This is a genomic window from Pseudomonas sp. m6p (genome assembly GCF_055760375.1).
The window spans coordinates 4,264,606-4,289,599 of the sequence record NZ_CM147084.1; the positions used below are offsets into that span (position 1 = coordinate 4,264,606).

General features: G+C 60.4%; 13 protein-coding genes. 7 read left to right on the top strand and 6 right to left on the bottom strand.

Going from position 1 to position 24,994, the window contains the following annotated elements; translation table 11 throughout:
• The first annotated feature begins 214 nt into the window (after nucleotides 1-214).
• Nucleotides 215-592, top strand: coding sequence for a histone-like nucleoid-structuring protein MvaT (gene mvaT / locus ACYZUM_RS19465; protein ID WP_041068510.1), 378 nt, complete (start codon nucleotides 215-217; stop codon nucleotides 590-592).
• Between the two features lie 103 nt (nucleotides 593-695).
• Here the strand turns inward: mvaT and sbcB are convergent, their stop codons facing one another.
• The gene (sbcB, locus tag ACYZUM_RS19470) at nucleotides 696-2,126 is read right to left on the bottom strand and encodes an exodeoxyribonuclease I (protein ID WP_473061052.1); all 1,431 of its coding nucleotides are present in this window, start codon (nucleotides 2,124-2,126) and stop codon (nucleotides 696-698) included.
• Between the two features lie 181 nt (nucleotides 2,127-2,307).
• Between sbcB and ACYZUM_RS19475 the strand changes: the two genes are divergently transcribed.
• The 6 genes from ACYZUM_RS19475 (at nucleotide 2,308) to ACYZUM_RS19500 (ending at nucleotide 9,093) form a co-directional block, all read left to right on the top strand.
• Nucleotides 2,308-3,033, top strand: a complete 726-nt coding sequence (locus ACYZUM_RS19475; protein ID WP_473061053.1) for an RDD family protein — start codon at nucleotides 2,308-2,310, stop codon at nucleotides 3,031-3,033.
• Nucleotides 3,030-4,007: a stage II sporulation protein M gene (locus tag ACYZUM_RS19480; RefSeq protein WP_473061054.1), complete on the top strand. Its 978-nt coding sequence runs from the start codon at nucleotides 3,030-3,032 to the stop codon at nucleotides 4,005-4,007. The genes ACYZUM_RS19475 and ACYZUM_RS19480 overlap by 4 nt, the downstream gene beginning before the upstream one ends.
• Nucleotides 3,994-5,538 carry a DUF4129 domain-containing protein gene (locus ACYZUM_RS19485; protein ID WP_473061055.1) on the top strand — a complete coding sequence of 515 codons (1,545 nt, stop codon included), beginning with the start codon at nucleotides 3,994-3,996 and terminating at the stop codon, nucleotides 5,536-5,538. Before ACYZUM_RS19480 ends, ACYZUM_RS19485 begins: the two co-directional genes overlap by 14 nt.
• A complete protein-coding gene (locus ACYZUM_RS19490) occupies nucleotides 5,535-6,698 on the top strand; it encodes a DUF4350 domain-containing protein (RefSeq protein ID WP_473061056.1) in 1,164 nt (387 codons plus the stop codon). Before ACYZUM_RS19485 ends, ACYZUM_RS19490 begins: the two co-directional genes overlap by 4 nt.
• Nucleotides 6,695-7,696 (top strand): AAA family ATPase, encoded by a 1,002-nt coding sequence (locus ACYZUM_RS19495; protein WP_095668456.1) that lies wholly within the window; start codon nucleotides 6,695-6,697, stop codon nucleotides 7,694-7,696. Before ACYZUM_RS19490 ends, ACYZUM_RS19495 begins: the two co-directional genes overlap by 4 nt.
• A 65-nt stretch (nucleotides 7,697-7,761) precedes the next feature.
• A complete protein-coding gene (locus ACYZUM_RS19500; protein WP_473061057.1) occupies nucleotides 7,762-9,093 on the top strand; it encodes a DUF58 domain-containing protein in 1,332 nt (443 codons plus the stop codon).
• A gap of 26 nt (nucleotides 9,094-9,119) precedes the next feature.
• On the opposite strand, the gene ACYZUM_RS19505 is transcribed toward ACYZUM_RS19500, so the two are convergent.
• The 5 genes from ACYZUM_RS19505 to ACYZUM_RS19525 all read right to left on the bottom strand — a co-directional run bounded on the left by ACYZUM_RS19505 (nucleotide 9,120) and on the right by ACYZUM_RS19525 (nucleotide 24,932).
• Nucleotides 9,120-13,406: an MSCRAMM family protein gene (locus ACYZUM_RS19505; protein ID WP_473061058.1), complete on the bottom strand. Its 4,287-nt coding sequence runs from the start codon at nucleotides 13,404-13,406 to the stop codon at nucleotides 9,120-9,122.
• A complete protein-coding gene (locus ACYZUM_RS19510) occupies nucleotides 13,399-17,457 on the bottom strand; it encodes a Tc toxin subunit A-related protein (RefSeq protein ID WP_473061059.1) in 4,059 nt (1,352 codons plus the stop codon). The genes ACYZUM_RS19505 and ACYZUM_RS19510 overlap by 8 nt, the downstream gene beginning before the upstream one ends.
• A 46-nt stretch (nucleotides 17,458-17,503) precedes the next feature.
• Nucleotides 17,504-21,127 carry a Tc toxin subunit A gene (locus ACYZUM_RS19515; protein WP_473061060.1) on the bottom strand — a complete coding sequence of 1,208 codons (3,624 nt, stop codon included), beginning with the start codon at nucleotides 21,125-21,127 and terminating at the stop codon, nucleotides 17,504-17,506.
• Nucleotides 21,124-23,928: an Ig-like domain-containing protein gene (locus ACYZUM_RS19520; protein WP_473061061.1), complete on the bottom strand. Its 2,805-nt coding sequence runs from the start codon at nucleotides 23,926-23,928 to the stop codon at nucleotides 21,124-21,126. Before ACYZUM_RS19520 ends, ACYZUM_RS19515 begins: the two co-directional genes overlap by 4 nt.
• 644 nt (nucleotides 23,929-24,572) lie before the next feature.
• On the bottom strand, nucleotides 24,573-24,932 hold the full coding sequence (locus tag ACYZUM_RS19525) for a PilZ domain-containing protein (protein WP_430292399.1): 360 nt from the start codon (nucleotides 24,930-24,932) through the stop codon (nucleotides 24,573-24,575).
• Nucleotides 24,933-24,994: the final 62 nt, after the last annotated feature.

The following is a 24,994-nucleotide window of genomic DNA, read 5'->3' on the forward strand; positions in this document are numbered from 1 at the left end:
AAGCGATGATGTGCTCGTGAAGCTGTTCGGCCAGATAATTGTGAATATTCGTGATGACTGCATCACATTATTTAGATGACCATTCAATTTACCGGTTATTTCACGTAACTAATTCAAATAAAAAAACCGCTTAAATGTTTACTTGATGAAACAGCCTGACTATTATTGCGGCACTGTCCCCTGCCATTCAACACATCCGCATAAGGTAGTTACCATGTCCTTGATCAACGAATATCGCGCCACCGAAGAAGCTATCAAAGAGCTGCAAGCCCGTTTGAAGAATCTGTCGCAAGACGACAAATTGCAAGCCGAGCTGGAATTCGAAGGCAAACTGCGCACCCTGATGGGCGAATACTCCAAGTCCCTGCGCGACATCATCGCCCTGCTGGATCCGGAATCGAAAACCAAAGGCACCCGTGGCGTCGCAGTCAAAACTACTGGCACCAAGCGCGCACGCAAAGTTAAACAATACAAAAACCCGCACAACGGCGAAGTCATCGAAACCAAAGGTGGCAACCACAAGACCCTGAAAGAGTGGAAAGCCAAGTGGGGCGGTGACGTGGTTGAAGGCTGGGCTACCCTGCTGGGCTAAGCCGCAACGCCGGTCGCCGATAGCCTCTGCGACCCATGAAAAACGCCAGCATACGCTGGCGTTTTTTTATGCGTGATGTTTCATCGACGCACTATGTTCGATTTCAAAGATTCAAACGTTTGCGCAATGCCTGGACATAATTCTGCCACTCATTGAGCACTTGATTCTGCATCGGCGTAGCACTAAGCGCCCATTGCTGCACGGCTTCGGCAAAAGATTGCAGGGTATTAGGTGCGCCCATGTGCGGCTCGGACAAACGCTGCCGGCAGAATATTCTCCAGCGCTCTTGCTCGGCAAAACTCAACGTATCGGGAAAGTTGCGTGCGCGATATCGAAAGAGTAATTCCGGCAGACGTTCATCATCGAACGGCCAGTGCTCTTGCGCTAATTGCGCCGGATCCGCTGTCCTCACTTGCTCGCACAGGCGCCGATCGCGATCACCGATAAATCCATCGTACAACTGCTGCTCCGGATCTTCATTCGGGGTGAAATCTTCGCTGGCATAAATTGCCGTTACTTTATCTTTCCAAACTTGTTGTGCGTCACTTAGCCGCAGCGCACGCGTCTGGTAGAGCGCCATGTCCAGATCCAGGCGCTGCTGATCTGCGGCACGCAATACCGACAACGGCGCCACCACCGGACAACGGTTGATGTGAATCAGTTTGAGCGGCACCGGCAGTTCCCCCTCGGCGAGGTCGTCGCGACGGGTGTACAGGCGCTGACGCAGCGTTTCGGCGTCCAGATCGAGCAGACCTTGCGGGTCAAGGTGCAAGTCACAGACGATCAGGGCATTGCGATTGCGCGGATGCCAGGCCAATGGCAATACCACACCAACATAGTGGCGCGCCGCCGAAAAGCGCCCGGAGATGTGCACCAGCGGCTGCAACAGGCGAATCTGATCCATGACTTTCTGTTTGCTGCGCAGTTGGAACAGCCACTCATACAACTTCGGCTGTTTCTCGCGGATCAACCGCGCCAGGGCGATGGTGGCACGTACGTCCGAGAGCGCTTCGTGAGCATGCCCATGGTCGATGTTGTTGGCGACCGTCAGGCGTTCGAGCTTGAGGGTGACCTTGCCTTCGTCATCGGTCGGCCAGACCAGACCGTCGGGGCGCAACGCATACGCGGCGCGCACCACATCGATCAGGTCCCAACGACTGTTGCCGCCCTGCCATTCACGGGCATACGGGTCGAAGAAATTGCGATAGAGGCTGTAGCGGGTCATCTCGTCGTCGAAACGCAGGGTGTTGTAACCCGCACCGCAAGTTCCGGGTGCCGCCAGTTGCGCATGCACCCGAGTCATGAAGTCGGCTTCGCTCAAACCCTGTTCGGCGAGACGGCTCGGGGTGATACCGGTAATGGCGCACGCCGCCGGGTGCGGCAGGATGTCTTCGCTGGGCTGGCAGTAGAGGTTGACCGGTTCGTCGATTTCATTGAGATCGTGGTCGGTGCGAATCCCGGCGACCTGCAGCGGACGGTCATTGCGCGGATTGATGCCGGTGGTTTCGTAGTCGTACCAGAAGATTGAAGTCACGGGCGGTTCCTGAACTTGAGATCAGCAAAGTCTAGGCGTTCAACCGCCATTGCGGCCAGCGCCGTGTCATTCGGCCAGCCTGCGCCACACGCGGTGCAATACATAGTTATGTCGTTTTCCCCCAAGAGGCTGCTAGCATCGGACAAATCTCGTATCCCGATCCGGCCCCATCAGGTAGCCCATGCTCGAGAACACAGCACTGCCACGGAAAGCACCGCTGAACCCGCCACTCGATACCCGCTATCCGGTGGAAACCCCGGAGGGCATTGACCTGCCGTTGCGCCCGGCCGGTCTGTTGGTGCGCAGCCTCGCCTTCGGCATCGACCTGGGCATTCGCGGCGCCATCCTCGGCGTGCTGTTCCTGGTGCTGGCGTTTCTTGGCCAGCTCGGCATGGGCCTGGGTTCGTTGCTGCTGTTTGCCGTCAGCTGGTGGTACATGGTGCTGTTCGAAGTGCTGCGTCAGGGCCGTTCGCCAGGCAAGCAATGGATGGGCCTGCGAGTGATCCACGACAACGGCACACCGGTTGGCTGGTCGGCGTCGCTGCTGCGCAACCTGCTGCGTTTTGTCGATCTGCTGCCCTTCGGTTACGCCTTTGGCGCCATCAGTTGCCTGCAACATCCCACCTTCAAACGCCTGGGCGACATCGCCGCCGGCACTCTGGTGGTCTACAGCGAACCCGCCCTGCTTCGCCCGCAATTACCCGACGTCCAGCCGCGCCGCTCGCCCGTGCCGCTCAACCTCAGCGAACAACGGGCCCTGCTCGCCTTCGCCGAACGCCAGGCCGAACTGTCGCCGGCGCGGGTCAATGAGCTGGCCGCCCTGCTCGCCCAGCCGCTGCACATCCCGGCACCCAAAGCGCTCAGCGAGCTCAATGGCATCGCACGCGGCTTGCTGGGTCCGACATGAAGCAAAGTCTTTTCGAAGCTCGCCACAAGGCCGAATGGGAGCGTTTCACGCTGGCTCTGGAACGCCTCGAACGTGGCAAGGACACTTCGCAGGTGGCCGGATTCCCCAAGGCTTATCGACGCCTCTGCCAGCATCTGGCATTGGCGCAGGAGCGCGGCTACAGCAGTTTTCTGATCGACTCGCTGCAACAACTGGTGTTGCGCGGCCACCAGCAGCTGTATCGGCACCGCAGTCGCTTCGCCGCCAACCTGCTCGGTTTCATCCTCGCTGACTTCCCCCGGCTGGTGCGCGCCGAATGGCCATTCGTGCTGGCCGCTGGCCTGGTGTTTTTCGGCAGCCTGATCGGCTTCGCCTTGCTGGTGTATGCCTTTCCCGAACTGATCTACCACCTGATCCCCGCCGAACAGGTGCGCGAGATGCAGAGCATGTACGACCCGGTGGCCGGGCACCTCGGGCGCTCGGCCGAACGGGCGGCCAGTGAGGACTGGGTGATGTTCGGTTATTACGTGATGAACAACATCGGCATCGCCTTCCAGACCTTCGCCAGCGGTTTGCTGCTGGGCGTGGGCAGCGCATTTTTCCTGTTCTACAACGGGCTGGTCATCGGTGCGGTGGCCGGGCACCTGACCGAAATCGGTTTTGGCCAGACGTTCTGGTCATTCGTGATTGGCCACGGCGCCTTCGAGCTGACGGCCATTGCCCTGGCGGGGGCGGCGGGGCTGAAACTGGGCTGGAGCGTGATTGCGCCCGGGCGGCTGACGCGCGGCGAAGCGCTGGTGGAGGCCGCGCGCAAAAGCGTGCTGCTGGTGTGCGGGGTCATGCTGTTCCTGTTGATCGCGGCGTTCATCGAAGCGTACTGGTCGTCGAAGACCGGGGTCACGCCGCAGATCAAATACGCGGTCGGTGCTGCGTTGTGGATCGCCGTCGCGGCTTATCTGCTGCTCGCCGGAAGGACACGCCATGCGCCTGAGTGATGCCACCGTGGCGATCCGCCCGCGCAGCAGCTGGGAAGCCATGGACCTGGGCGTGCTCATGAGCCAACAGCATCGACGCCTGTTGATGACCAGTTGGGCCATCGTCACCCTGCCGCTGTTCGCCGTGCTGACCTTGTTGCTGTGGGATTCGCCGTCGCTGGCGGTATTGATTTTCTGGTGGCTGAAACCGGCGTACGAGCGCCTGCCGCTGTACATCCTGTCCAAGGCCCTGTTCGGCGAAACGCCCACGCTGAAACAGGCCCTGCACGAATTTCCGCGGCTGTTGAAACCACAGCTGCTGGCCAGCCTGACCTGGCGCCGCCTGAGCCTGAGTCGCAGCTTCCTGCTGCCGGTGGTGCAACTCGAAGGCCTCGACGGCACGGCGCGTCAGCAGCGCTTGCAGGTGTTGCTGCAACGCAATGCCGGCGCCGCGCAATGGCTGACGATCATCGGCATGCACCTGGAGACCGCGCTGTGGATCGGCCTGATGGTGCTGTTCTACATGCTCCTGCCGCAGCAGATCGAAACCGACTGGGACTGGCAATCGCTGATCCTCGACAGCGATCACCACTGGCGTTGGCTGGAGCACCTGACCAACGCTTTCTACGCGCTGGTACTGGTGGTCTGGGAACCTGTGTATGTCGCCTGCGGTTTCAGTCTGTATCTGAACCGACGCACTGTACTGGAGGCGTGGGACATCGAACTGGTATTCCGCCGTTTGCGCCAGCGCCTGAGCGGCAGCGCTCTGGGCCTGCTGCTGGCCGTCTGTCTATGGTTGCCGACAGTGCCGCCGGCGTGGGCGGATGCGCCGACCAACGCTCCGGAGGCACCCCGCCTGCTGAATCAACCGCTGACCAGTCAGGCTGCGCACGACAGCATCAAGGCAATGCTCGAACAACCACCGTTCAAGAACAAGGAAAGCGTGACGCGCTATCGCTTGGGTGACGACCCGGCAGCCCCGGCCGAGGGCAAACCCGGCGAGGCCCCGCAATGGCTGAAAACCCTGCTCGGCTGGCTCGACGGTCAACGCTTCAATGCTGTGGCGGTTTTGATCGAGGTGCTGCTGTGGGGCGCGTTGCTCGCGGCTATCGGCTGGCTGATCTGGCGCTACCGCGAATTCCTGCGCACCTTCGTCAGCCTTCGGCCGAAGCCGCCCGCCCGCGTCCGGCCTCCTGCCCCACAGCAAGCATTCGGCCTTGACCTGAACCCGCAATCCCTGCCCGACGACATCGCCGCCAGCGCCGAACAACTCTGGCAAACCCAGCCGCGCGCCGCGCTGGGCCTGCTCTATCGCGGATTGCTCAGCCGTCTGCTGCACGATTTTGCCCTGACCTTGAAACCCGCCGACACCGAGCATCAGGTACTGCTGCGGGTTGAGCAACTGCAGCGCCCTGAACTGCTGGCGTTCAGTCGCAGCCTGACGCTGCACTGGCAGAACATGGCCTATGGGCACCGCGAGCCAGCGGCCCATCTGCGACAAGAACTGTGTGACGGCTGGCGCGCCTTGTTCGACCATGGAGCGCACGCTTGAGCCGGCGCGGCGCGTGGTTGCTCGGTGGGCTGATCGTCGCCCTGCTCGCCGCGTTGAGCGTTTATCTGTACCTCAAGGCCCGGCCCTATCAGGAAGTGATCGATCACGGCCCCTCGCCCCAGGCGCAAGCCAATCCTTATCTGGCGGCAGAAATGTTTTTGCGCGAGCACGGCCTCAACGTCAGCCATGCCGAAACGCTGGCGGTGCTGCCCGATATTGATCCGCGCCGGCACACCCTGCTGTTGTTTGGCGAGCGTTCGCGCATGACCCCGCGTCAGGTTGATCAAGTGTTGAACTGGGCTCGCGCCGGCGGGCGAATCGTGTTCGTGGCCGAAGCGTTGTGGGACAAGCAGGCCAAACAGAGCGATGACCTGTTGCTGGACCGGGTGCAGTTGCACCAGTCGCTGAGCAAGGATCTCAAGGAACCGCCGGCGGACCTGGCCGATGACCCGTACCCGAACCTGACCAAACTCTACCTCGAAGACGAGGACGCGCCGGCCTACGCCGGTTTCGACACCGCGTTCCATCTGGACGACCCGAAGAATCTCGCCCAGGCCTGGGCCAACAGCGCCAAGGCCACGCACATGATGCAATTACCCTACGGCGTCGGCTCGATCACGGTGGTCACCGATGCCGAACTGTGGAAAACCCCGGCTATCGGCAAGCACGACAACGCCTGGCTGCTCTGGTACCTGAGCGCCGACACCGACGTCACGCTGATTTACAGCACGACGCACGATGGTCTGCTGACCTTGCTCTGGCGTTACTTCCCGCAAGCCATCGTCGCCCTGCTGGCGCTGATCGTCCTCGGCCTGTGGCACGTTGCTGTGCGCCACGGGCCATTGCAGGCGCCCGCCCCGAGCGGCCGGCGCCAGTTGCAGGAGCACTTGCGCGCCAGTGCCGATTTCATCCTTCGCCACAACGGTCAGCACACGCTGTTGCAAGCCCTGCAGCAGGACGTACTGCGCCGTGCCCGCCGCCGTCATCCCGGCTTCGACCAATTGAACGTGGCCGAGCAATGGCTGGTGCTGTCGCGCCTGACCCGACAGCCGACCCGCGCCATCAGCCAAGCCCTGAGCCCGGTGCCGAAACAGCGCATGAGCAGCGCTGATTTCAGTCGCCAGGTGGCCCACCTGCAAACCTTGAGGAACACGCTATGAGTGAACAGATCGAGCCCGGCAGCGCCACTCACGCCGCCCAGCAACGCCAGCGTGCCAGCCAGTTGGCGCAAGCGGTGCGCGGCGAATTGCAGAAGGCCTTGATCGGCCAGAACAGCGTGATTGACGACGTGCTGACCGCGTTGATCGCCGGCGGCCACGTGCTGCTCGAAGGCGTCCCCGGACTTGGCAAGACGCTGCTGGTTCGCGCCCTGGCGAAATGCTTCGGCGGCGAGTTCGCGCGCATCCAGTTCACCCCGGACTTGATGCCCAGCGACGTCACCGGCCACGCGGTCTACGACCTGCAGAGCGAACAATTCAAGCTGCGCAAAGGGCCGTTGTTCACCCACCTGCTGCTGGCCGACGAGATCAACCGCGCCCCGGCCAAGACTCAAGCCGCATTGCTCGAAGCGATGCAGGAACGCCAGGTCACCCTCGAAGGCCGGGCGCTGCCGATCGCCCAGCCGTTCATGGTGCTCGCCACGCAAAACCCGATCGAACAGGAAGGCACTTATCCGCTGCCGGAAGCCGAGCTCGACCGTTTCATGCTCAAGGTGCGCATGGATTACCCGGAGGCCGAGCAGGAGTTGAACATGGTGCGTCAGGTCAGCCGCTCGACCCGCGCCGACATGCTTGATGTACAGCCGTTGCGCACGGTCTTGCAGGCCAAGGACGTGCAGGCCTTGCAACGCATCGCCAGCGACCTGCCGATTGACGACCAAGTGCTGGATTACGCGGTGCGACTGGCACGCAGCACCCGCTCCTGGCCCGGCCTGACCCTCGGCGCCGGCCCGCGAGCCTCGATTGCACTGGTGCGATGCGCCCGCGCCCGTGCGTTGCTGCGCGGCGGCGAGTTTGTGCTTCCCGATGACATCAAGGGCTGCGCGCTCTCGGTGCTGCGCCATCGGGTGCGAGTAGCGCCAGAGCTGGACATCGAAGGTCTGCAGGTCGATCAGGTGCTGCAGCAGTTGCTCGACCAAGTGCCGGCACCGCGCTTGTGAGAGTTCAGGAAAGATCAAAAGATCGCAGCCTGCGATCTTTTCAGCAGACAACCCGGTACAGCGCCATGAAACCTTCGCGCCTGTTATTGATCTGGCTCGCCGCCCTGTGCCTCATCGGTATCCTCACGGGCACCCTGCAAGCCCTCGACATCGACGTGCCCGCCCCGCTGTCGGCGATCAACTGGGGCTTGCTCCTGGCGCTGCTGGTACTGGCGATCATCGATGCGCTGCGCCTCAGCCACCGGCCCTCGCCACGCATTCAGCGCCAGACCCCAGGCAGCCTGGCGCTCGGACGCTGGAGCGAGGTACGGCTACAGCTCAGCCATGACTTCAACGAGCCGGTCGCGGTGGAGATTTTCGACCACGTGCCACAGGGCCTGAGCTTCGAAAACCTGCCGCTGGCGGTCGAACTGCAACCCGGGCAATACAGCGAGGTCGGCTATCGCCTGCGCCCGCTCAAACGTGGTCACTTCAGCTTCGAGCATTGCGAAATCAATCTGCCCAGCCCGTTGGGTCTGTGGACAGGCAAACGTCTGCTCGACGTGCGCGGCGAGATCCGCGTCTATCCGGACTTCGCCCGGCTGTACGGCGGCGAACTGCTCGCAGTGGACAATTGGCTCAGTCAGCTCGGCGTACGTCAGCGCCAGCGTCGTGGCCAGGGGATGGAATTTCATCAACTGCGCGAATTTCGCGAGGGCGACAGCCTGCGCCAGATCGACTGGAAAGCCACCGCCCGTCAGCGCACGCCGATTGCCCGCGAGTATCAGGACGAGCGTGATCAACAGCTCATGTTCATGCTTGATTGCGGCCGGCAAATGCGCAGCCAGGATGGTGAGCTGTCGCATTTCGACCATGCGCTGAATGCGTGTCTGCTGCTGAGCCACGTGGCCCTGCGTCAGGGTGATGCCGTGGGGCTGAGCACCTTCGCCGTCGCGCAACCGCGTTTTCTCGCGCCGATCAAGGGTGCCAGTCAGCTCAAGGTCCTGCTCAACGCCGTTTATGATCTGGACAGCAGTCAGCGTCCTGCCGACTATTCAACCGCGACCCATCAGCTGTTGGCGCGGCAGAAGCGCCGGGCGCTGATCGTGCTGCTGACCAACCTGCGTGACGAGGACACCGAAGACCTGCTCGCCAGCGTCAAACGTCTGAGCCAGCAGCATCAAGTGCTGGTGGTCAGCCTGCGCGAGGAAACCCTCGATCGCGTGCGCAATGCCCCGGTACAAACGCTGCCCGAAGCACTGGCTTATTGCGGCACGGTGGATTACCTCAATGCCCGGGCCGAGTTGCATGAGCAGTTGAATGCTCATGCCGTTCAGGTGCTGGATGTGCGCCCCAGCGGGCTAAGCACGGAGCTGCTGAGCCGTTACATGAGCTGGAAGCGATCCGGTGTATTTTGATAACACCTATGACAACGGGAGCACGTTTACAGACGCAAACTCCAACTTGAACCTCCCCTGACAGTCGCCGAGACGCTATCCCAAGCGGGCAAAATGAATCTGACCTCTGCAAAGCCGTCGTCATCTGTTCGTGACGCCGCAAGTTCCAAATTCGGGAAACTCCAGAAAACCTGCTCACCCTTGATCGGCACCAAGGCTGTGTTCGCAACGCGAACCTGTATATGAGCTTCCTTACCAATAATCGACTGTCCATGAAGCTTTTGTATCATTACGATCTGCGGTCTGCTCGCAGGATCAAATACCTCAAACTCCAGTGACTGCGAGCCGCCCAAGGCAACCGTTGCCCGCAACTCATACACTCCTGTTTCAATCGGTCTGAAATCAACGCGCGATTTTCCATCCGGCCCCGTGTAAGTAGCCGGCAACGTCAACTCCGGATAATCCCAGATGACCCTGACGCCTGCCAGGGCCCGGCCATCGTGACGCGACACCACCCGGACCTCGGCCGTTGCCTCTTTGCCCAGATCGATATTTGTATCGGGACTGGTCAACGACTCAATCTCCGGCACAATGCCGAAATATCCCAGTCGCGCCATATCCCAACCACCCAACCCGCCTCGGACAATGGCCGATAAGACTTCATCTACGTCAGCCGGATAATTAAAGGTCAACCGCGCAAGACCCTCCTCATCCGTCACCGACGGCGTCAAGGTACTGCCTGCAAAATCCCAGCGCACCTGCACACCCGCCAGCGGTAAACCGGTACGTGCCGACACCACTTTGGCTATGGCATGCGCCTGTTGCTCATTGGGTGGCAAACGAGAGTCTTCCGGTTCGTACAATTCGCTGATGACGCGCGGTTCTTCAAGCGTATACCGCAGCTCAACCGACTCCGCATGCGTTGTCTCTCCCACCTTCGCCGTCACTACCGCCGGGCCCGGCGTCTGCGGTTTGAAGCGCACAGTGGCAACACCATAAAAGTCGGTCAGACTGGTGGTCGTTCCCAGATCTTCGTTGCGCCAGGTCACCAATACGCCGGCGATACCTTGACCAGAAACGGACGACACCACTTTCACCTGCTCGACCAGTTCCTGCTCCCATTCCACCACTTGCTGAACGCTAGTACTGGTGAGCAGTTTCCACACCTGCGCGCCCTCCCCCAGCGACATCGCGTTGGCCGGCGACAGGCTGGCGAGGCGCTCGGCTCCAAGGCGCAGCGCGAAGCTGCCGTCCTTCAGGTCGGCGCAACGCAAGGAATAGCGCAGAAAACCGAAGGCTGAAGGCTGGCGTGGCGCGCCGAGCGCGGGTTCGAAACTCAGCCCCAATTCCACTGGCCCGGTGCCGGTCAAACCCAGGGTCAGCTCCTGGTCGAGCAATGGGCTGCCCTCCGGGAACAGTACCTCGATGGCATGTGAACCGTTGCGTCGCGGAAAGTAGGTGTGACTGCCCCATGGATGTTCATCATGCCCATCGAACCGCACCCGCACATCCTCCCAAGGGTCACCGGCAATTGCCGTAAAGGACAGGGCACGCTGCTCCACATAGCCATCGAACAGGCTATGCACATGGGCCACCACCTCCTGCTGACCCGCAGTAACCGGCAGCAGGCCAAAACCCGACCAGCCGAGGTCATCGCTGGCGACGGTGTCGGAGCCGATCGCGCTCGTCCACTGCACCGCCACCTGCGCGACTGCCTGGCGGGTGAAAGCCGAGACCACCCGGATCCAACTCCAGGCTTTATCCTTGCCAAGGACGGCATGGACCGCGGACTCACGCCAGCCTTCGATTCGCAACTTGTTGTGGCCGAGCTGCATCGGGTTGGCGGTCATGGACAGGCTTAATGCCGGCAAATAAAGACCCAGCATAAAGTTGCCAGAGACCTTGCTCGCGCTGAAGTCCAGTACCCATCCGACACCACCGTCTTCGAGTGGCCGGGCAGTATCGAGCGGAGGCTCGACGCTCGCGTCCAGCTCGTCAGCCGGGGTTCCCAGCCACATCAACGTCCCCTGCAATCCCACCAGAGGACTCAAGGCATTGGGCAGGTAACGCAAGCTGTGCGTGGCCCCGATGCAGGGAAACATTCTCTGACTGGCGATTGTTGCAGTCACCTGATCCAGCATCACCGTCAGTTCATCCACAAGCGCTGTAGAGATCAGCCGACCGAACAACTCCCGTGGCGCGGCAAGCACCGGACTGCTCAAGGTCAGGCTGAACAGACTGCTGGTACTCGAGGCGGCCTGCGAACTGAACGTCCACTCCAGCCCTTTTGCCTCAAGCTTGCGCGGCTCGCCGATAGACGTGACGGTCAACCCGATTCCCGGCGACTCCCCCCGCCATTGCAACGTCACCATCTGGTCAAGCAGTACACTGCCGGCCGTGGGTTCGACTTTCAGTGTGTGGGGGGCTCCGCGCCAGCACAGCAACCCCAGCTCGGCCAGATCGACTGCTACATCGTCGAACAAAATCCTGACCTGATTCTTCCACGGACTGCTGGCCAGCGCCGTCACTGCAAACGGTCGCTCTATCGGCACCGCGTCATCGTGTGCCCGCACGCGAGCGGTCACCACCAGCTCACCGGCGCGGCTCGGTTGATACAGCACACTGGCCCAGCCGCCGAGCCCCGATCGGGTGACAATCGTGCCTTCGGGCGTCTGCCAGTCCACCCGTGCATTGTTGACCGGCTCGCCGTCGCCGCTGGTGACTACATGCACCACCTGCACCCGCAACAGAACACTTTCGCCTTCGTCCACCACGGGAAACTTGTTGGCCTCCTGAACGTCGCCAATGCGCACCAGATTGCGTGCCAGTGACATGTGTTTCCTGTCAGAACGCAGTAGCAACTTCGAGCACGACAGCAGCAGCTGGAAATGCCCGTCAAGCTCGTCCCGGCAGTCCAGTTCCCAGGTCAGGTCGGCGGCGTCGGAGGGCACCCATTCTTCCAGCTCGGGACGTACCCCCACACCCAACTGTGCCGCGCTATCGCCTTCCCAGTGCATGGCCAGCTCAGTGCCACGTAACGCCTCAGGCAGCCGCACACTCAGCTGATAAGTCGAACCCCGATTGGGATAACCGGTCTTTTGCGCCCAGGGCGAGGCATCGCCTTCTACCACGGCCAGTACGTCTTTCCATGGATCGGTCGCCAGCACACGAACGTCCAGCTTCGTGGTCTCGACCCCGCTGGCGTAGTAAGGGCTCGCCACCGAGGCCAGAATGGCGATGTCGCCTGCGGCAACAGGCAGATAATCGAAATACGCCCAGCCTTCCGGGTCGGTGGGTGTCGTGCTCAGAACCCCCCGCTCTTCTGTGGCCCAGGTCACCATGCGCCCAGCCAGAAACTGACCGGTGTACCAGGACGCCACTCGCACCCCCAGACGCACTGATTGCTCCAACTCCAGCACCGGGAAATACGAGGCTTCCAGCACCTCACCGAACATCAGCCGGTGATGCCCCAGCGAGACCTGCATCGAATAAGGCTCGGCGGTGAACTGGTTCACCAGTTGCACCGTAAACAGGTAAGGTTCCTGATCACCGATCAACGGGCATTGAAGGAACCACGGTGAATCCAGTGGTTGATCCACGCCCCAGTCAGGGGTCGCAATAATGGCACCTTGTGGATTGTCATCGCACACCAACGCAGCTTTGGTGTGCAGCCAGGGACTGTCGGGGGCGAGTATGAACTCAAGTCGGTGCTGCAAGTCCTCCGTCGCGCCCAGCCCCAGAAAAACCGACTCGTCAGGCAACAAGTGCTCTGCGTCTACCTTCACCGTGCGCACCTGCGGCAACGCAAGGTGCAAGTCCAGGCGAATGCGGGTGATCACAACCTGCAGGTGATAGTCCTCGGGATCAGCATTGGCCGGAGCGACGATTGTGAGGCGAATCTTGTCCTGGCGCTGCACCGGCAGATCGAACGGAGCGTTGTAGAACGTCGGTTTGAATTCCCGCGTCTGCCCACTGGCAATCCGGACCCGATCCTCTGCAAAGTTGCGAGGGCTGCCCGGCGGCAACAGTATTTCTCTCAACAGGGTGCCATTTTCAGCCGTGATGAGTATTTTTCCCGGTTCGGTGTGCCGCGTTTCATACAAAAAACTCAGCACATACCTGGCGCTGGCACCCGGTTCCACAGGTAAAGTGAACTGTTGAGAGATAGAGGCACGGTTTCCCACAGTAAGCACTTTAATCTGCACATGTTCATACTCCTCGCCTGTGACTGAAATCTCACGTTCATTGTTGCCCTTTTCCCAGAAGTCCAGACTCTCACGGAAATCCCCGTTCAGCACCAGACTGTCATTAGCCTGAATCACCGGTTCAAACATGATGGTCTGCTCCTTGGTTTTTACGTGACTGGCGGGAAGTCAGCGCCCGGGTGACCAGGTCTTTGACAGCGAGGGTAAACGTCGGCTCACCGGCCTTGGCCGTGTACCGGACGCGCACAATGATGTCGGTAAGCGATTCGAGCATCGACGCTTGCCCCGCGCTTTTGGGCCAGGGAAAGTGCAACTGCCAGCGCGAGACCGCACCGGTGTTCTCGAACGGGTTGAGCAAGCCCTCGTCCGGTTTACCGGCGTTCATGCCGGTGTCGGCGAGCCCTGCCGATAAACCGATCTGCTGACCACTGCGCAAATTGAACAGCACCTCGGCAGGCGCCACCTTGCCCGCCGGCTGATGCAGGTACTCGACCGAGCGTGCCGAGGCCTGGGTAGCGGTCATGCTGCCAATCTGCAGCAGCGTCGCCAGTACATCCTGATAAGGTCCGAGCAGTCCGGGCAGATCGACCTCGACCAGGTTGATCTGCCGGCAATACTCACCCGGGTGATCACGATCGAATGACAACTGCGTCAGCTGGAACTCCAGCATGCCCTTGTCGATCAATTCGTCCCGTGCCTGGGTCCAGTCGGAGAATCCCGTCTGCGGATCAACCTTGTCATCGAACAGCCGTCGCAGCGAAATGGTCTTCACTCGCTCCAGACGACGCTCATGGCTTTGCAGGTACAGCCGATCCATGCGCAGCAGGTATTCGCGCAAGTGTTCACCGGCGGTCAGCCCGTGACGGTTGTCCAGCCAGACCTGCGGCAACGCCTCAGCGGTTTCGTAATTGCCGGTTTCAGCACTCAACGACGCACGGGCACTCAGGCACAGACTGACCACCGCATCGTAAGCCTGATAGTGCAAGGCCTTGAGCTGGCCCAGCAGCCAGCCGAACAATTCTGCATTGGTCGCGCGTTTCTTCAGGTAGTTGTAGAGCACCAGTGCCTGACCGTTGGCCCGCAGGGTTTGCTCCAGACTTGTCCTGGCCGCCTCGAGGGCGAATGTCTGCGCGGTGATCTGCTCTGCGATTGCACCGACTTCGGCCAATGCCTGATCGCGTTGCAATTCCCACTCTCTGCGGCGCAGGCGGTAGCTTTCGGTGATGGCCTGTTTATCCGCGTCGACCTGCAACAGCATCGCGCCGATTTCCAGACCAAAAACCACGGCATCGGCGATTTTTTCTGGACGATGGCCACCGTTGGCCATGCCGAAAATGCTCGGCAGGGCCCCCACGACCGCGCCTCCGGTCTTGATCGCGTGCGTCCCGGCATTCATCCATTTGACGGCCTGCAGCTTTTCCATGACCTGGTATTCGGCATCGCTGATGTGTTCGTCGTACCAGACGTTGTATCGATCGGCCCGCTGCCTGGCCATGGTCTGACTCTGGCGCAGGCCCGTGAGCCCCGCTTCAAGCTGAGCAATGGATTGTTCTTGAACCGTGCGGGCGTAGTCGCCCAGTTCCTTGAGATGCTCTTGTTGCAGTTCTTCCTGCTCGGCCCGATCGCGCTGTTCCAGCAGGCGCAAAACCTGGCTGCCGTACTCCTGCAAGGTCTGCACGGCGCGCAAGGCCGCCTCGTAGGTGACCCGCCAGCGGAAGGCGCCCACCACCAGACGTCCGCCCATCGGCCGCGGCATGCCAATCCCGCCAGCGGCCAGATCGAGCAACAATTGGTTGGGATCGGTGGGCGGGCTGAACAGCGGAACGTCCAGTAGTTTGCCATCCAGGGTCAGGTTGTTGCGCAAGTTGTTCAGTCGCTGGCCCGGCCAGTCGAACAGATCAAGCAACTGTTCGTTGATCGGCAGTTTGAACGGCTCGTTCGCCAGCAGGCCCAGCAACGGTGACGCTTCGGCAGCCGGAGGAATGTCTGCCGGAGCAAACTGCAGTTCCTGCTCGAACTGTTCGAGCGTCGGGCGGTTCGTGCTCTGCTTCAACAAGTCATCTACCGTCCGCGCTTGCCAGCGAGTCACCGTCCGGGCAAAGGGCGGCTTGCCCATCAGAAACTCGGCTTGTACGTAACACAGTTTTGCCGCCACCAGCGCATCGCGGGTGAGCTGGCGGTAGTACCAGTCGCCCCACGCGACCAGGTTTCTCACGTACTCGGTGAACACCAGAATCCGATAGTGTCGTGGTGCGGCATAGGCAATCGCATCAGGATCGGTGGGCATCTGTGTTTCGTACCCGACGTTCCCCTCGCTCGCCAGGGGGCGGCAGCGCCAATAACGAGGTTTCTTCGGTTCGACCGACGTTTCAACGGCTTGCGGATCGAACACATAATGCAGCCAGTTCTGCGCCTCCAGATAGCGATCCTCAGCCCGCAAACGGGTCGCCACCAAATGCGGCAGATGAAAAAACAGCTCCCAGAAATACAGACCATTGGCCCCGTCGAACGCCCCGTTCGGCTCAGCGATCGGACCCGCAGCTGGAGGGGGTTCCGTCAGGAACTGGGTGTCCCAGTCCAGTACGGCCTCCACGGAAATATTGCTCCGCTGCACCAGCTCCGGGCCGAACAGCGAGTTCAAGCGTGTGCGGGGCAACATACCGGGCTGTCTGAATCCGATGAACTGCGCGGCATCCAGCGTATTTTTTTCCAGCGTCGGCGGCACGAAACGGGTGATCCTGGTCAGCGAGACTGTAAATTTCCTGCTGCCTTGTTCGGCGTTGCTCAAGGAGAACTCGAGCAGCTCGGTGAATCCGCCTTTCAAGCGCTTGAGGTGCATCCAGTCGGTGGCCCACCCCCCTACGACCGGTTTTGATGCCTTGACAGGTGCAGGGTCGCCTTCTGCACCATTGCTCAGTGCCAGCTCAAAATCGGCAAGCTCGCTGATGATTCCGCCCCTCGCCCGACACAGCCCCCTGACCCAGAGAAAATCCTCTGCACCCTCCTCCGAAAACACCGCCTGCAGCCCGTAATAATCCGTCAGCGCCCCCGAGCTCTCACTCTTGATCGCGACCACTGGCTGATTCTTCGGTGTCAGCGGATGCTGCAAGGTCAGAATATCGGTGAAGCGATGAGTGGCCAGATGATCGAGCCAAGTGCCGTCGTCTTCGGCCAGCGGACGAAAAAGCACATCACGGGTGGCGCGTATGTTCAGACCCGCCGGGCTGGTGAGCAATACACCCAGCCGTCCCTTGTGGTGAATGAGGTCATCGGCCAACGTCATCGCCAGCAACCGGGCACCCGCGCTGATATCGCTGTCCTGATCAGCGCTGCACAAGCTCAGGGGTGCGGACCATTCCGCGTTCTGGCTCATGAACGCCAGGTTGATATCCAGCTTGGGGGGCAGATAGCCGTCCTCCCCTTTTTGACCCACCTGGTCGCGCCATTCGGCCCACACCAGACACAGGCGTCCCGCCCAGAACAACGGCCGTATATCCAGAACCCGGCCCCCCACCGGAATGTCGATAGGTTGCCATTCACTCCATGTCGCCGGGTTGACCGGATTACCGGCAGCAGTGAGTTCGATGTCGGCCTTGCGCCAGTAATACTGCAACGGCTGCACCCGCTGACGAGCGACGAAATAGTAAGTTGCACGGCTTGGCGAATCGCCATCCAGACAGGCGCTGATAACGTCCAGATTGCAGGTCTGTTCGAATGCCTTGAGGTATCCCTGCAACGCACGCCGCACCGAATCGTCGGTCAGACGCGTCTGATTCAAATCATTTTCCAGCGCCTTGAACAGACGCGTCTTGCGTTGCCGCACAAAGGGATTGATGAAGTTTTCCGGATAGACCGCGATCAACGTCAGCGCCGCCCAGTCGGGGTAATTGCTGTACAGCTCCCAGAGCTTCACTTCCGCCGCCGGGAATGCGCTGTCTTGGTAGCCTGGCTCAAGCTTGCGATAAGCCGCATGAATGAATTGCTGCGCGCAACTGGTCGCCTCGGCAACCCATGAACTTTGCACCGGGTAGTTGTCCAGCGGATCCATGCGCAATAACTCGAACAGGTCCTGCGGCGTTTTCACGAAAGAGTAATTCTTCCTGGCAGCCTGACCGATGCAGTAATCGACCAATGCTGCGCGGCGCTTTTCCAACAAGGGAGACAATTTGCGTTGAGTCATGGTCTTGTCCTGAGTCGTGGGGTTGACGCTGCGTCAACCAACGCTGTCATTGGAGAATCGGTGCTTCGGTGAAAGTGACCGGGTCAAAATCTATTTGGCTGTTATTGGCTTCGCAGCGCACGCTGAAAATGAACGTGCCACCGGACGAACTCGACACGTACACCCGTGTAACCCCCTCGGCATCGGCATAATTCTGTTCGGGACGGATCACCGCCGAGCCGCTACTGCCACTGGCGGGTCGGGCAAACCAGCGCACCAGACGGTTGCGTCCGGGGTTTCGATAGTTGTCGCGCAGCGTGGCGTACAACGCGACTTCCTGCCCCGCAGGAACCGGCTCCAGCGGCTCCAGAGACTTTAATGGTCCCGGGAAGAAGAGCGTCTCAGGGTCATCGGAGATGTTGATGGCCGGGGCCTGTTGCGCATCGATCAAGTCAAGCCAGAACAGCGGCGTTTCCTGCCCCATGACCTTGCCCGGCAGATACTCGACCGATACCGTTCCATCGACTTCAGTGGCCTTGGCCACAATCGTGCCGAGGCTCACTTGCCAGTACACATTGACGCCACTCAGTGGCCGCTTGTCGGCATCGCGCAGCGTCACGGTAAACATCACTTTCTCGCCGGGTTTGCCGGCCACCACCTCAGTCTTGTCTACAACACAGGTCATGGTGACCAGCGGTTGCACTACCTCATCGGCGAAGGCGCCCACCGACTCACGGTTGTCTGAAAGGCTGAACAGCGAGCGCTCGGCAGCGACTCGATAAGCCTCCCGGTCTACGGTCTGCGGCAGGTTTCCCACGAGGAAAATCGTCAGGGCGTCCATGCCGCTGTCCCGGGCCAATACGCGGATGCGCATCAGCAAATCGAGCTGGGGCAGTGTCTTGAGAATCTTCAACGTCGGGTCGATGCGGCTGACACACTCACGCACCTCCTGCACGCTCCAGTCGAAAAACGTCGCCAGCCGCAACGCGGCCGCTGCCTGTGCCAGGCGCAACGCATCGCCTGTCAGAGGGCTGGGCAATGCATTGACCTGACGCAGGTAGTCGAGCAGTTTGCCGGCCGGCTGCTCGCTCAGCTCGAAGGCCCGACCCAATATGCTCAGGTAATACAGGGTACGGATCGACAGCTGATGTCGATCGTTCTGAGCCATCCAGGCCTTGTGGCCGTATTGCAGAAAGTCTTCGAGCAACACCGCAGACAGATCCAGCTTGTTCGTCACGGCGCTGCGACGTCGCACTTCAGCCAACAAGCTCAGCAGCGGGTCGGGTTGTTCAGAAGCACGCGCAGCGTGGCTGAGCGCATCAGCGGCATCATGATCGGCACGTGCGCTGACCTGAGACAACAATTGATAAACCGTGGACTGTGCCCAGGTCAGCATCAGCAATCCGCGTTCGATATCGAGGCCGGTATACGCCACCAGACACTCCCTGGCGACCGAGACCTGCGCTTCCCGCGCCTGCAACAGCACGCCGAGCATTCGCTCGACAAGCGCGCCCCGAACACTGGCATCGTTCTCGCCCAGCCCTTCTCTGATGGCCTGGTCGAAAATTTCCCGGGCCAGGCTCAAGTATTGGGCCTCGGGTAATTGCAGATCGATGATCAACCCCCTGTGGTCGACCAGTTTGGTCAGCAATTGCAGCCAGTCCAGCCCTTCCAGCGAGGGTACGCCAGCCATCGACAACCCGGCATTGTTGAACAGCGTCGCCGGCAGCAGGTTGAGAATCTGCTCAAACAACCGACGCTCAGCCTGCGTGGCCACCGCCAGCGCCTGCAACGGTGCCACCTGATTCAACATCCACAGCACAGGGATTTCGCGCTCCCTGCTCCAGGACACACAGGCGTGCAGGGCATCAATCAGATTGAGCACATCCGGTGGGGTTTCGCTTTCGAGCCGTGTGTACACGCGCGGTACGCCTGCGAGCCCGTCGACCCAGCGTTCGCCACCCAACAGGGTCAGCATCAGCACCCCTTCGACCGGGGTGATGCCCAGTAACCGTGGCAACTTCACCAATCGGTAGAAACTCGAAATGACTGCCGGGGTGCGCCAGAGCGTGCCGTTAAACCCGTGTGCCCGTTCGATCGCGACCGCAAGGTAGGCATAAGTCTGCAGATCGATAGCCAATCCGCTGCACAACTGGCTGATCGTCAGCTCCGCCCCAGACTGCGCCGGCAGCGTCGCAAATGTTTCGCCGTCCAGCACCAGCGGCTGACGATAATTGCCCTGGCTGTTGAAGGTACGATCGAACAATGACAGGGCGTCGGCACGGCCGTAAATCGGGATTTCATCGATAAATACCGCGAAGTCCTCTGCCGAACAGCCAAAACGTTCACGCAGCGACTGAAACAAGCCGAGGGCCTGCACCTGATGGGTGGAAATCCACCACGGGGTTGCCAGTTTCGCCTGACGTGCCTCTGCCCTGATCGCTGCCGTCAACAGCGCGTCCACTTGCTCGCTGGGCAGTTCCAGCCATCGATCCAGGCGCAACTTGCGATTCATTCGCTCGTAGCGGTCAATGGTGTCCGGGGTTTGTGTAAAACGATGCAGAAAAGTTGCGCTGTCTTCACTGTAAGCAATGCCGAGTGCCGGACTGGTCGCGGCATTGAGATACACCGAGCCGGATCGTTGGCTCTCGTCAGCGCCCGGTTGCTCGCTTTCATACACAGTGACGTTGGCCGAACGCGTCGGGGCGAATTCGCGAATCGACAGCAACGACTCGATATCCCGGGTGTCCAGCCCTGTGTGCTGGCCAAAGAACTTTACCTGATTGAGATCCTGCCAATCTTCTTCGGTCGTACCAAAGTTGCGTTGGTAATATTCGAGTTTGTTTGCCTCGTCAGTGGGCGCTTCCGTCAACAGTTCACGCTGGTGAGGCCCCAACCGCGACGCATGGGTAAAGGCGCGCCCGGCATTGTTCTCCCACAGCTCGGGCTGCAGGAAGTAGGGATAGGCCAAATCCACCATCTGGACGATATTTCCCACCGACAAGCCATGTTCACGGGCGACAAAATCAAGCGTGTCCCAGTGCTGGTAGTACGGCAGACCGTTGGGATAACGGGTCTGGATCAACGCCTCTTCGAGGTCAGTAGCGCTATCGTTTTCCTTGATGAACGTTTCGAGCACCGGAACGATGATGTCCAGCGCCGACACCGCCTGATGCACGGCATTGAAGTCAACCAGCAGCCTCTTCAGATCCTGACGACGCCTATGCAAATCGAGTTTTTCGGCGCTGCCAACGGCGTATATTTTCTCCTCGATCCAGCGCAACAGCTCAATCAGGTAGGCCACCGGGGAGACGATTGACTCCAGTGCCTGCGGCGGACACAGGCCATCGAAATCCGGCGAGAACAGCTGCTCGTAGCTTGGCCCTTCGACCATCGACAAGAGACCGCTGGCGGGACGCGTGGCCCGGGCGTTCGAACCGCTCAACGAATGCTCGATGAACCGGCGCCGAACAAAAACAGCCAGGCTGTTGGCTCTGCGTAAAAAGGTCTGCGCATCATCGGGGTTCAACTGATGATGCTTGACGAGCCCCTGAACGCCTTGCTCGACCAGCGGAAAAATCGAACCACCGTTTTCGAGGTGTTCACAAAAATCGGCGTAGCTTTCGCGCTGTTCGTCACTGAAGACTTGTTTCAGCCACTGCTGCACAGGGCGGATGGAAGGCTCGGTCATGGTCGGGCTCCCGGAGCAATCGACGCTATCTCGAAACGCTCGCTTTCAACCCAGTCGGATACGGTCGAGCCATCCGCTGCGTCGGTGATGGTTTGTTGGAATCGACACCACTGACCGCCCGGGAGCAGGGGTTGCGTTGCTTCGCCGTACCAGCCTTGAGCAGTGACGGCAATGCCTGCGCTCAGCGCGGTTTCAGGGTTGAACCAGGGCACTACGCGCCCGACGCCCGTGCGCCCCTTGCCGACGAAGCGCAGCGGATTTTCTACCCAGAACCCCGGCGCCGGTTCATCGATCGCTGGCAAATATGTGCCCAGTACCACTGGAAGTGCAGCCGAGGCGGCAGATTCGAACTCATCACGCGAAGCCACCGCCACCAGATCCGCAGGGCCGAGGGACTGCCCCGTTTCAAGCATCAATGACCAGGTACGGTCGTCAAGCACTGGAGCGCTCGCTCGCACCGTGCCGCCATTGCCTGTCAGCGTCACAAGAACGGTGTCACCCGGATAGCCGAAGCCGGACACAACGACCTGACGACCGACGTGCACGCCTCGTCCGGGACTTTCGATCACCGGAGCGGCAGGCACCACTTTGTAAGTGCGCGGAGCGCTTTCCTTTGACTCGTGGGTCTCGATAAATTGCCGGCCTTTTACGGTGTAATTGCCGACCGGCGACGTTACCTCGGCACGCCATTTCCCCAAAGAGTCGACCGGGACTTTATCGAGCAGGATTTCACTCGGATTTTCACGCCGGATCGTCACTTGACCAAAGGGTTCGGCGGTGCCCGAAAGCGTCGAGGTACGGGCCAGCGATTGATTCGGCGCCGGCACCTCGATGACCGGCGGCACCAGCACGACAAAATAGCTGCGCACGGCACTGGGCAAAGAGGGTCTGCCAGCAATGGTTTGCACGGCATCGATCTGGTATTTGCGAAACTCGAGTTTTTTCAGTTCGATGAACCAGGCGCCATGAGCGGTCAGCAATTTCGGCTCACCCAGGTCCCGCCCGAATTGCGCGTCCCGCAGTTGCAACGTCGCACCGCTATAGCCGTTGATACCGCGCACGGTCATGTCGTAGTGGGTGTCTGCGTTTTCATCCGGCTCGGTGATGACCGGTTTTTCCGGGCTGACCGAGAACATTTGCGAGGCCGGCGGTGACGGGCGTCCGGCAACCGTCTGGATCACCGTCACGGTGTGCTGCTTGTCCGGGGCGAATCCCGCGTCGCGCTTGAAGGTCCATGTGCCGCTGGTGCCTACCGGCCGGTGCTCGGTCGCACTGTCGCTGTACTTCAGGCTCAGCGTCGCGCCGGGCCAGCAGGTGCCGGAGATTTTCGGTGACAGTCCATCGTCCTCGATGGCAGTGATGATGGGGGCCAGCAGCGGCACAGTAATCGTCATTTCCACCGGGTCGGAAGCCAGCGCACCGTCCTTCTGCACCAACAGCACCACTTTGATGGTATTCGGTTCCCAGCGTGCAGAGGCCTGTGCCGACCAACCCTGCGCCGTGACCGGTGCAGGCGGTGCAATCGGCGCGCCGGTTGCCTTGTCCGTCACGTGCACGGTCGCGCCACTGACCCCCTTGCCAGACAGGATCGGCGTGTAATCGACCACGGTATAAGACAGGTCAGTCGGTGCTGGAAAACGGTCGATATTGATGATCCGCTCCACCGCATCCGACACCGCATTACCCAGTTTTTGCACGACTCGCACCGTGCGCGTCGAACCCGGCGCCCAAGCTTGAAAAGCCCGGGTCGACCAGCCTTGCGCCGTGACGGTGGTTGCCGGCGCAACCGCACTGCCATTGGCCTTGTCGGTAACCTCGATCGATGCGTTGGTAACGCCCTTTCCCGTGAAGGTGGGGGTGTAATTGGAAACGGTGTGAGTCACTTCCGTGGGCGGAGGCAATTTCGATGAAGTTTTGAACAGGTACTCATGCGAGGGAATCCAGCCCCCGGCGTTATCGGAAACCTTCTGCACGATCTTCAGATCGTAGTCGCCGATGGGCCAGTTCTGTGACGTTGTTCTCCAACGGCCTGCGGTCACGACTACGGCAGGTGGCAGCGTCGCACCTGCCGGGCCTTTGACAATCGTGATCTCGACTGTGGCGTTGGTAAGCCCTGCACCGGAAAACTCGATGGTGGTGAGAGTTGGATAGGTGACGCTGACGGAGGTCAGTGCTGCAGGACGGACTTTGATCAAAACCACCGATCGCAACGAGGTTTTTCCGAGCAAAGTCTGCGCCGCCGTGAGCGACCAAGTACCAGGCGCCAAGTTGAGCCTCATGCGCCAGACGTCCGGTTCTGGGCCGACCTCATCACCGATGAAGCCTACTACCGAATATCCCAGCGATTGATCACCGAAGTCTGGATAGACCCGTAACCCGGCCAGATAAACTCCCTTGCCGCTGAGTGTGACCTGCTGCTCGACCATCTCGCCCGATGCTGGACTTTCAATGGTGGGAACCGGAACTGCGCCTGGATCGGGTAGTTCGAAAACAAAATGGAACTGCACCGCGATACTGTCGATTTTGTTCGATCGATATTGGGCAACGATGGTTTTCAGACCTGAGCTTAAAAACGTACAGGATGCAATCCATACCATGCCGGGAAATGCTGTACCGCAGAGTCGTCGTGAACCATCGGGGTATATTTCAAAGACATCAATGTACAGAGACAGATCTAACGATAAACCTGATACCAAGGCCAGCACGCCCCTGACTTCTCCACCGATAGGCGTAAAGATTGCCGGTCTTTCGCCAATGCCACCCTGCGACGTCTGTGTATCGCCCTGCACATTATGAGTCATGAATGAGCGCTCCTCATTAGCAGCCGTTGCAAGTTCTAACAGCGACCCACGGAAGCCCACACCTGTAAAATCTGACAGTGCCGACGAACGGTAGTGTTTCGGCGACGTGTATTTCGTGGTGTGTCTCCTGTGCGCCGGGAGGCTACATCGCCTTGTGCCTTTGCCTACAGATCCGCCAGAATCCGCCGGCTTGTGCGCCTTGCCGATGCCCCGTAACGTGATCCGTGCCGCTGCCAATCAGTGGTCGGGTTCAGTCGCCCGGGGGTTTCACCAATGTGCATAAGCGTCATCAAGTCGGGTATTCCCTATCCCCGCACTCGATGGTGGCTGTCGCAGGTCGCCTTCGGGCGCACCGGTTTTGGGTGATGGTTTCCCCCGGTCGACTAACCTGCATTCAGCCGCCACCCTCGCGCAATTCCGTGGATCGCGGCATGCAGATGTTTCCCGTTGCGGCGCAGAAGACGCTGGACAGTGAGCGGGCGATTGCTGTGGGTTAGCCTGTAGATAGGTGTTGTCTGGGCTGACGCCATCGCGGGCAAGCCCGCTCCCACAGGGATTTGTGGTGTGCACAAACGCTTTGATCAACCGAGGACACTGTGGGAGCGGGCTTGCCCGCGATGGCAATCGTGCGAGCGCCGCCGAAGTCAGGCCGAAGCCGGCAAAGGCTGGAAGCTGAAGTACTGGCGCAGCGCCTCGACCAGTTGCCCGTATTCCGGAGGCGGGCGTTGCAGGCTGAAGCCGGCATCGTAATGCAACGGTGTTGCGTCTTCCTGGCACCACAGGCAACACGCGTTGAGGTCGATCACCTGCTGGCAACCATCGCTGGCAGGGATTTTCAGGCGTAGACGGAATTCGGCGCCGATCATCATCGGCAACTGACTGATGAGCATCAGCCCGTCTTCGGACACGTTGCCCAGAAAACCGATGGGTTTGTCGGTGACGCTGTTGTACACCCGGAGGAAGTACGGCAGTTGATGCCGTTCGATTCGGCGGTCGGTAAACATGCGCAGTACGCCATGCAAGGCTCCATCACAGAGCCGCACCTTTGCTTCGGAACGTGCCCGTC

What these genes read in the sequence shown, in the direction of transcription:
- ACYZUM_RS19510 (WP_473061059.1), bottom strand. Translation starts at nt 17,457, where the DNA reads ATGACTCAACGCAAATTGTCTCCCTTGTTGGAAAAGCGCCGCGCAGCA.
- ACYZUM_RS19475 (WP_473061053.1), top strand. Translation starts at nt 2,308, where the DNA reads ATGCTCGAGAACACAGCACTGCCACGGAAAGCACCGCTGAACCCGCCA.
- ACYZUM_RS19525 (WP_430292399.1), bottom strand. Translation starts at nt 24,932, where the DNA reads ATGTTTACCGACCGCCGAATCGAACGGCATCAACTGCCGTACTTCCTC.
- ACYZUM_RS19500 (WP_473061057.1), top strand. Translation starts at nt 7,762, where the DNA reads ATGAAACCTTCGCGCCTGTTATTGATCTGGCTCGCCGCCCTGTGCCTC.
- ACYZUM_RS19485 (WP_473061055.1), top strand. Translation starts at nt 3,994, where the DNA reads ATGCGCCTGAGTGATGCCACCGTGGCGATCCGCCCGCGCAGCAGCTGG.
- ACYZUM_RS19480 (WP_473061054.1), top strand. Translation starts at nt 3,030, where the DNA reads ATGAAGCAAAGTCTTTTCGAAGCTCGCCACAAGGCCGAATGGGAGCGT.
- ACYZUM_RS19495 (WP_095668456.1), top strand. Translation starts at nt 6,695, where the DNA reads ATGAGTGAACAGATCGAGCCCGGCAGCGCCACTCACGCCGCCCAGCAA.
- ACYZUM_RS19520 (WP_473061061.1), bottom strand. Translation starts at nt 23,928, where the DNA reads ATGACTCATAATGTGCAGGGCGATACACAGACGTCGCAGGGTGGCATT.
- mvaT (WP_041068510.1), top strand. Translation starts at nt 215, where the DNA reads ATGTCCTTGATCAACGAATATCGCGCCACCGAAGAAGCTATCAAAGAG.
- ACYZUM_RS19515 (WP_473061060.1), bottom strand. Translation starts at nt 21,127, where the DNA reads ATGACCGAGCCTTCCATCCGCCCTGTGCAGCAGTGGCTGAAACAAGTC.
- ACYZUM_RS19505 (WP_473061058.1), bottom strand. Translation starts at nt 13,406, where the DNA reads ATGTTTGAACCGGTGATTCAGGCTAATGACAGTCTGGTGCTGAACGGG.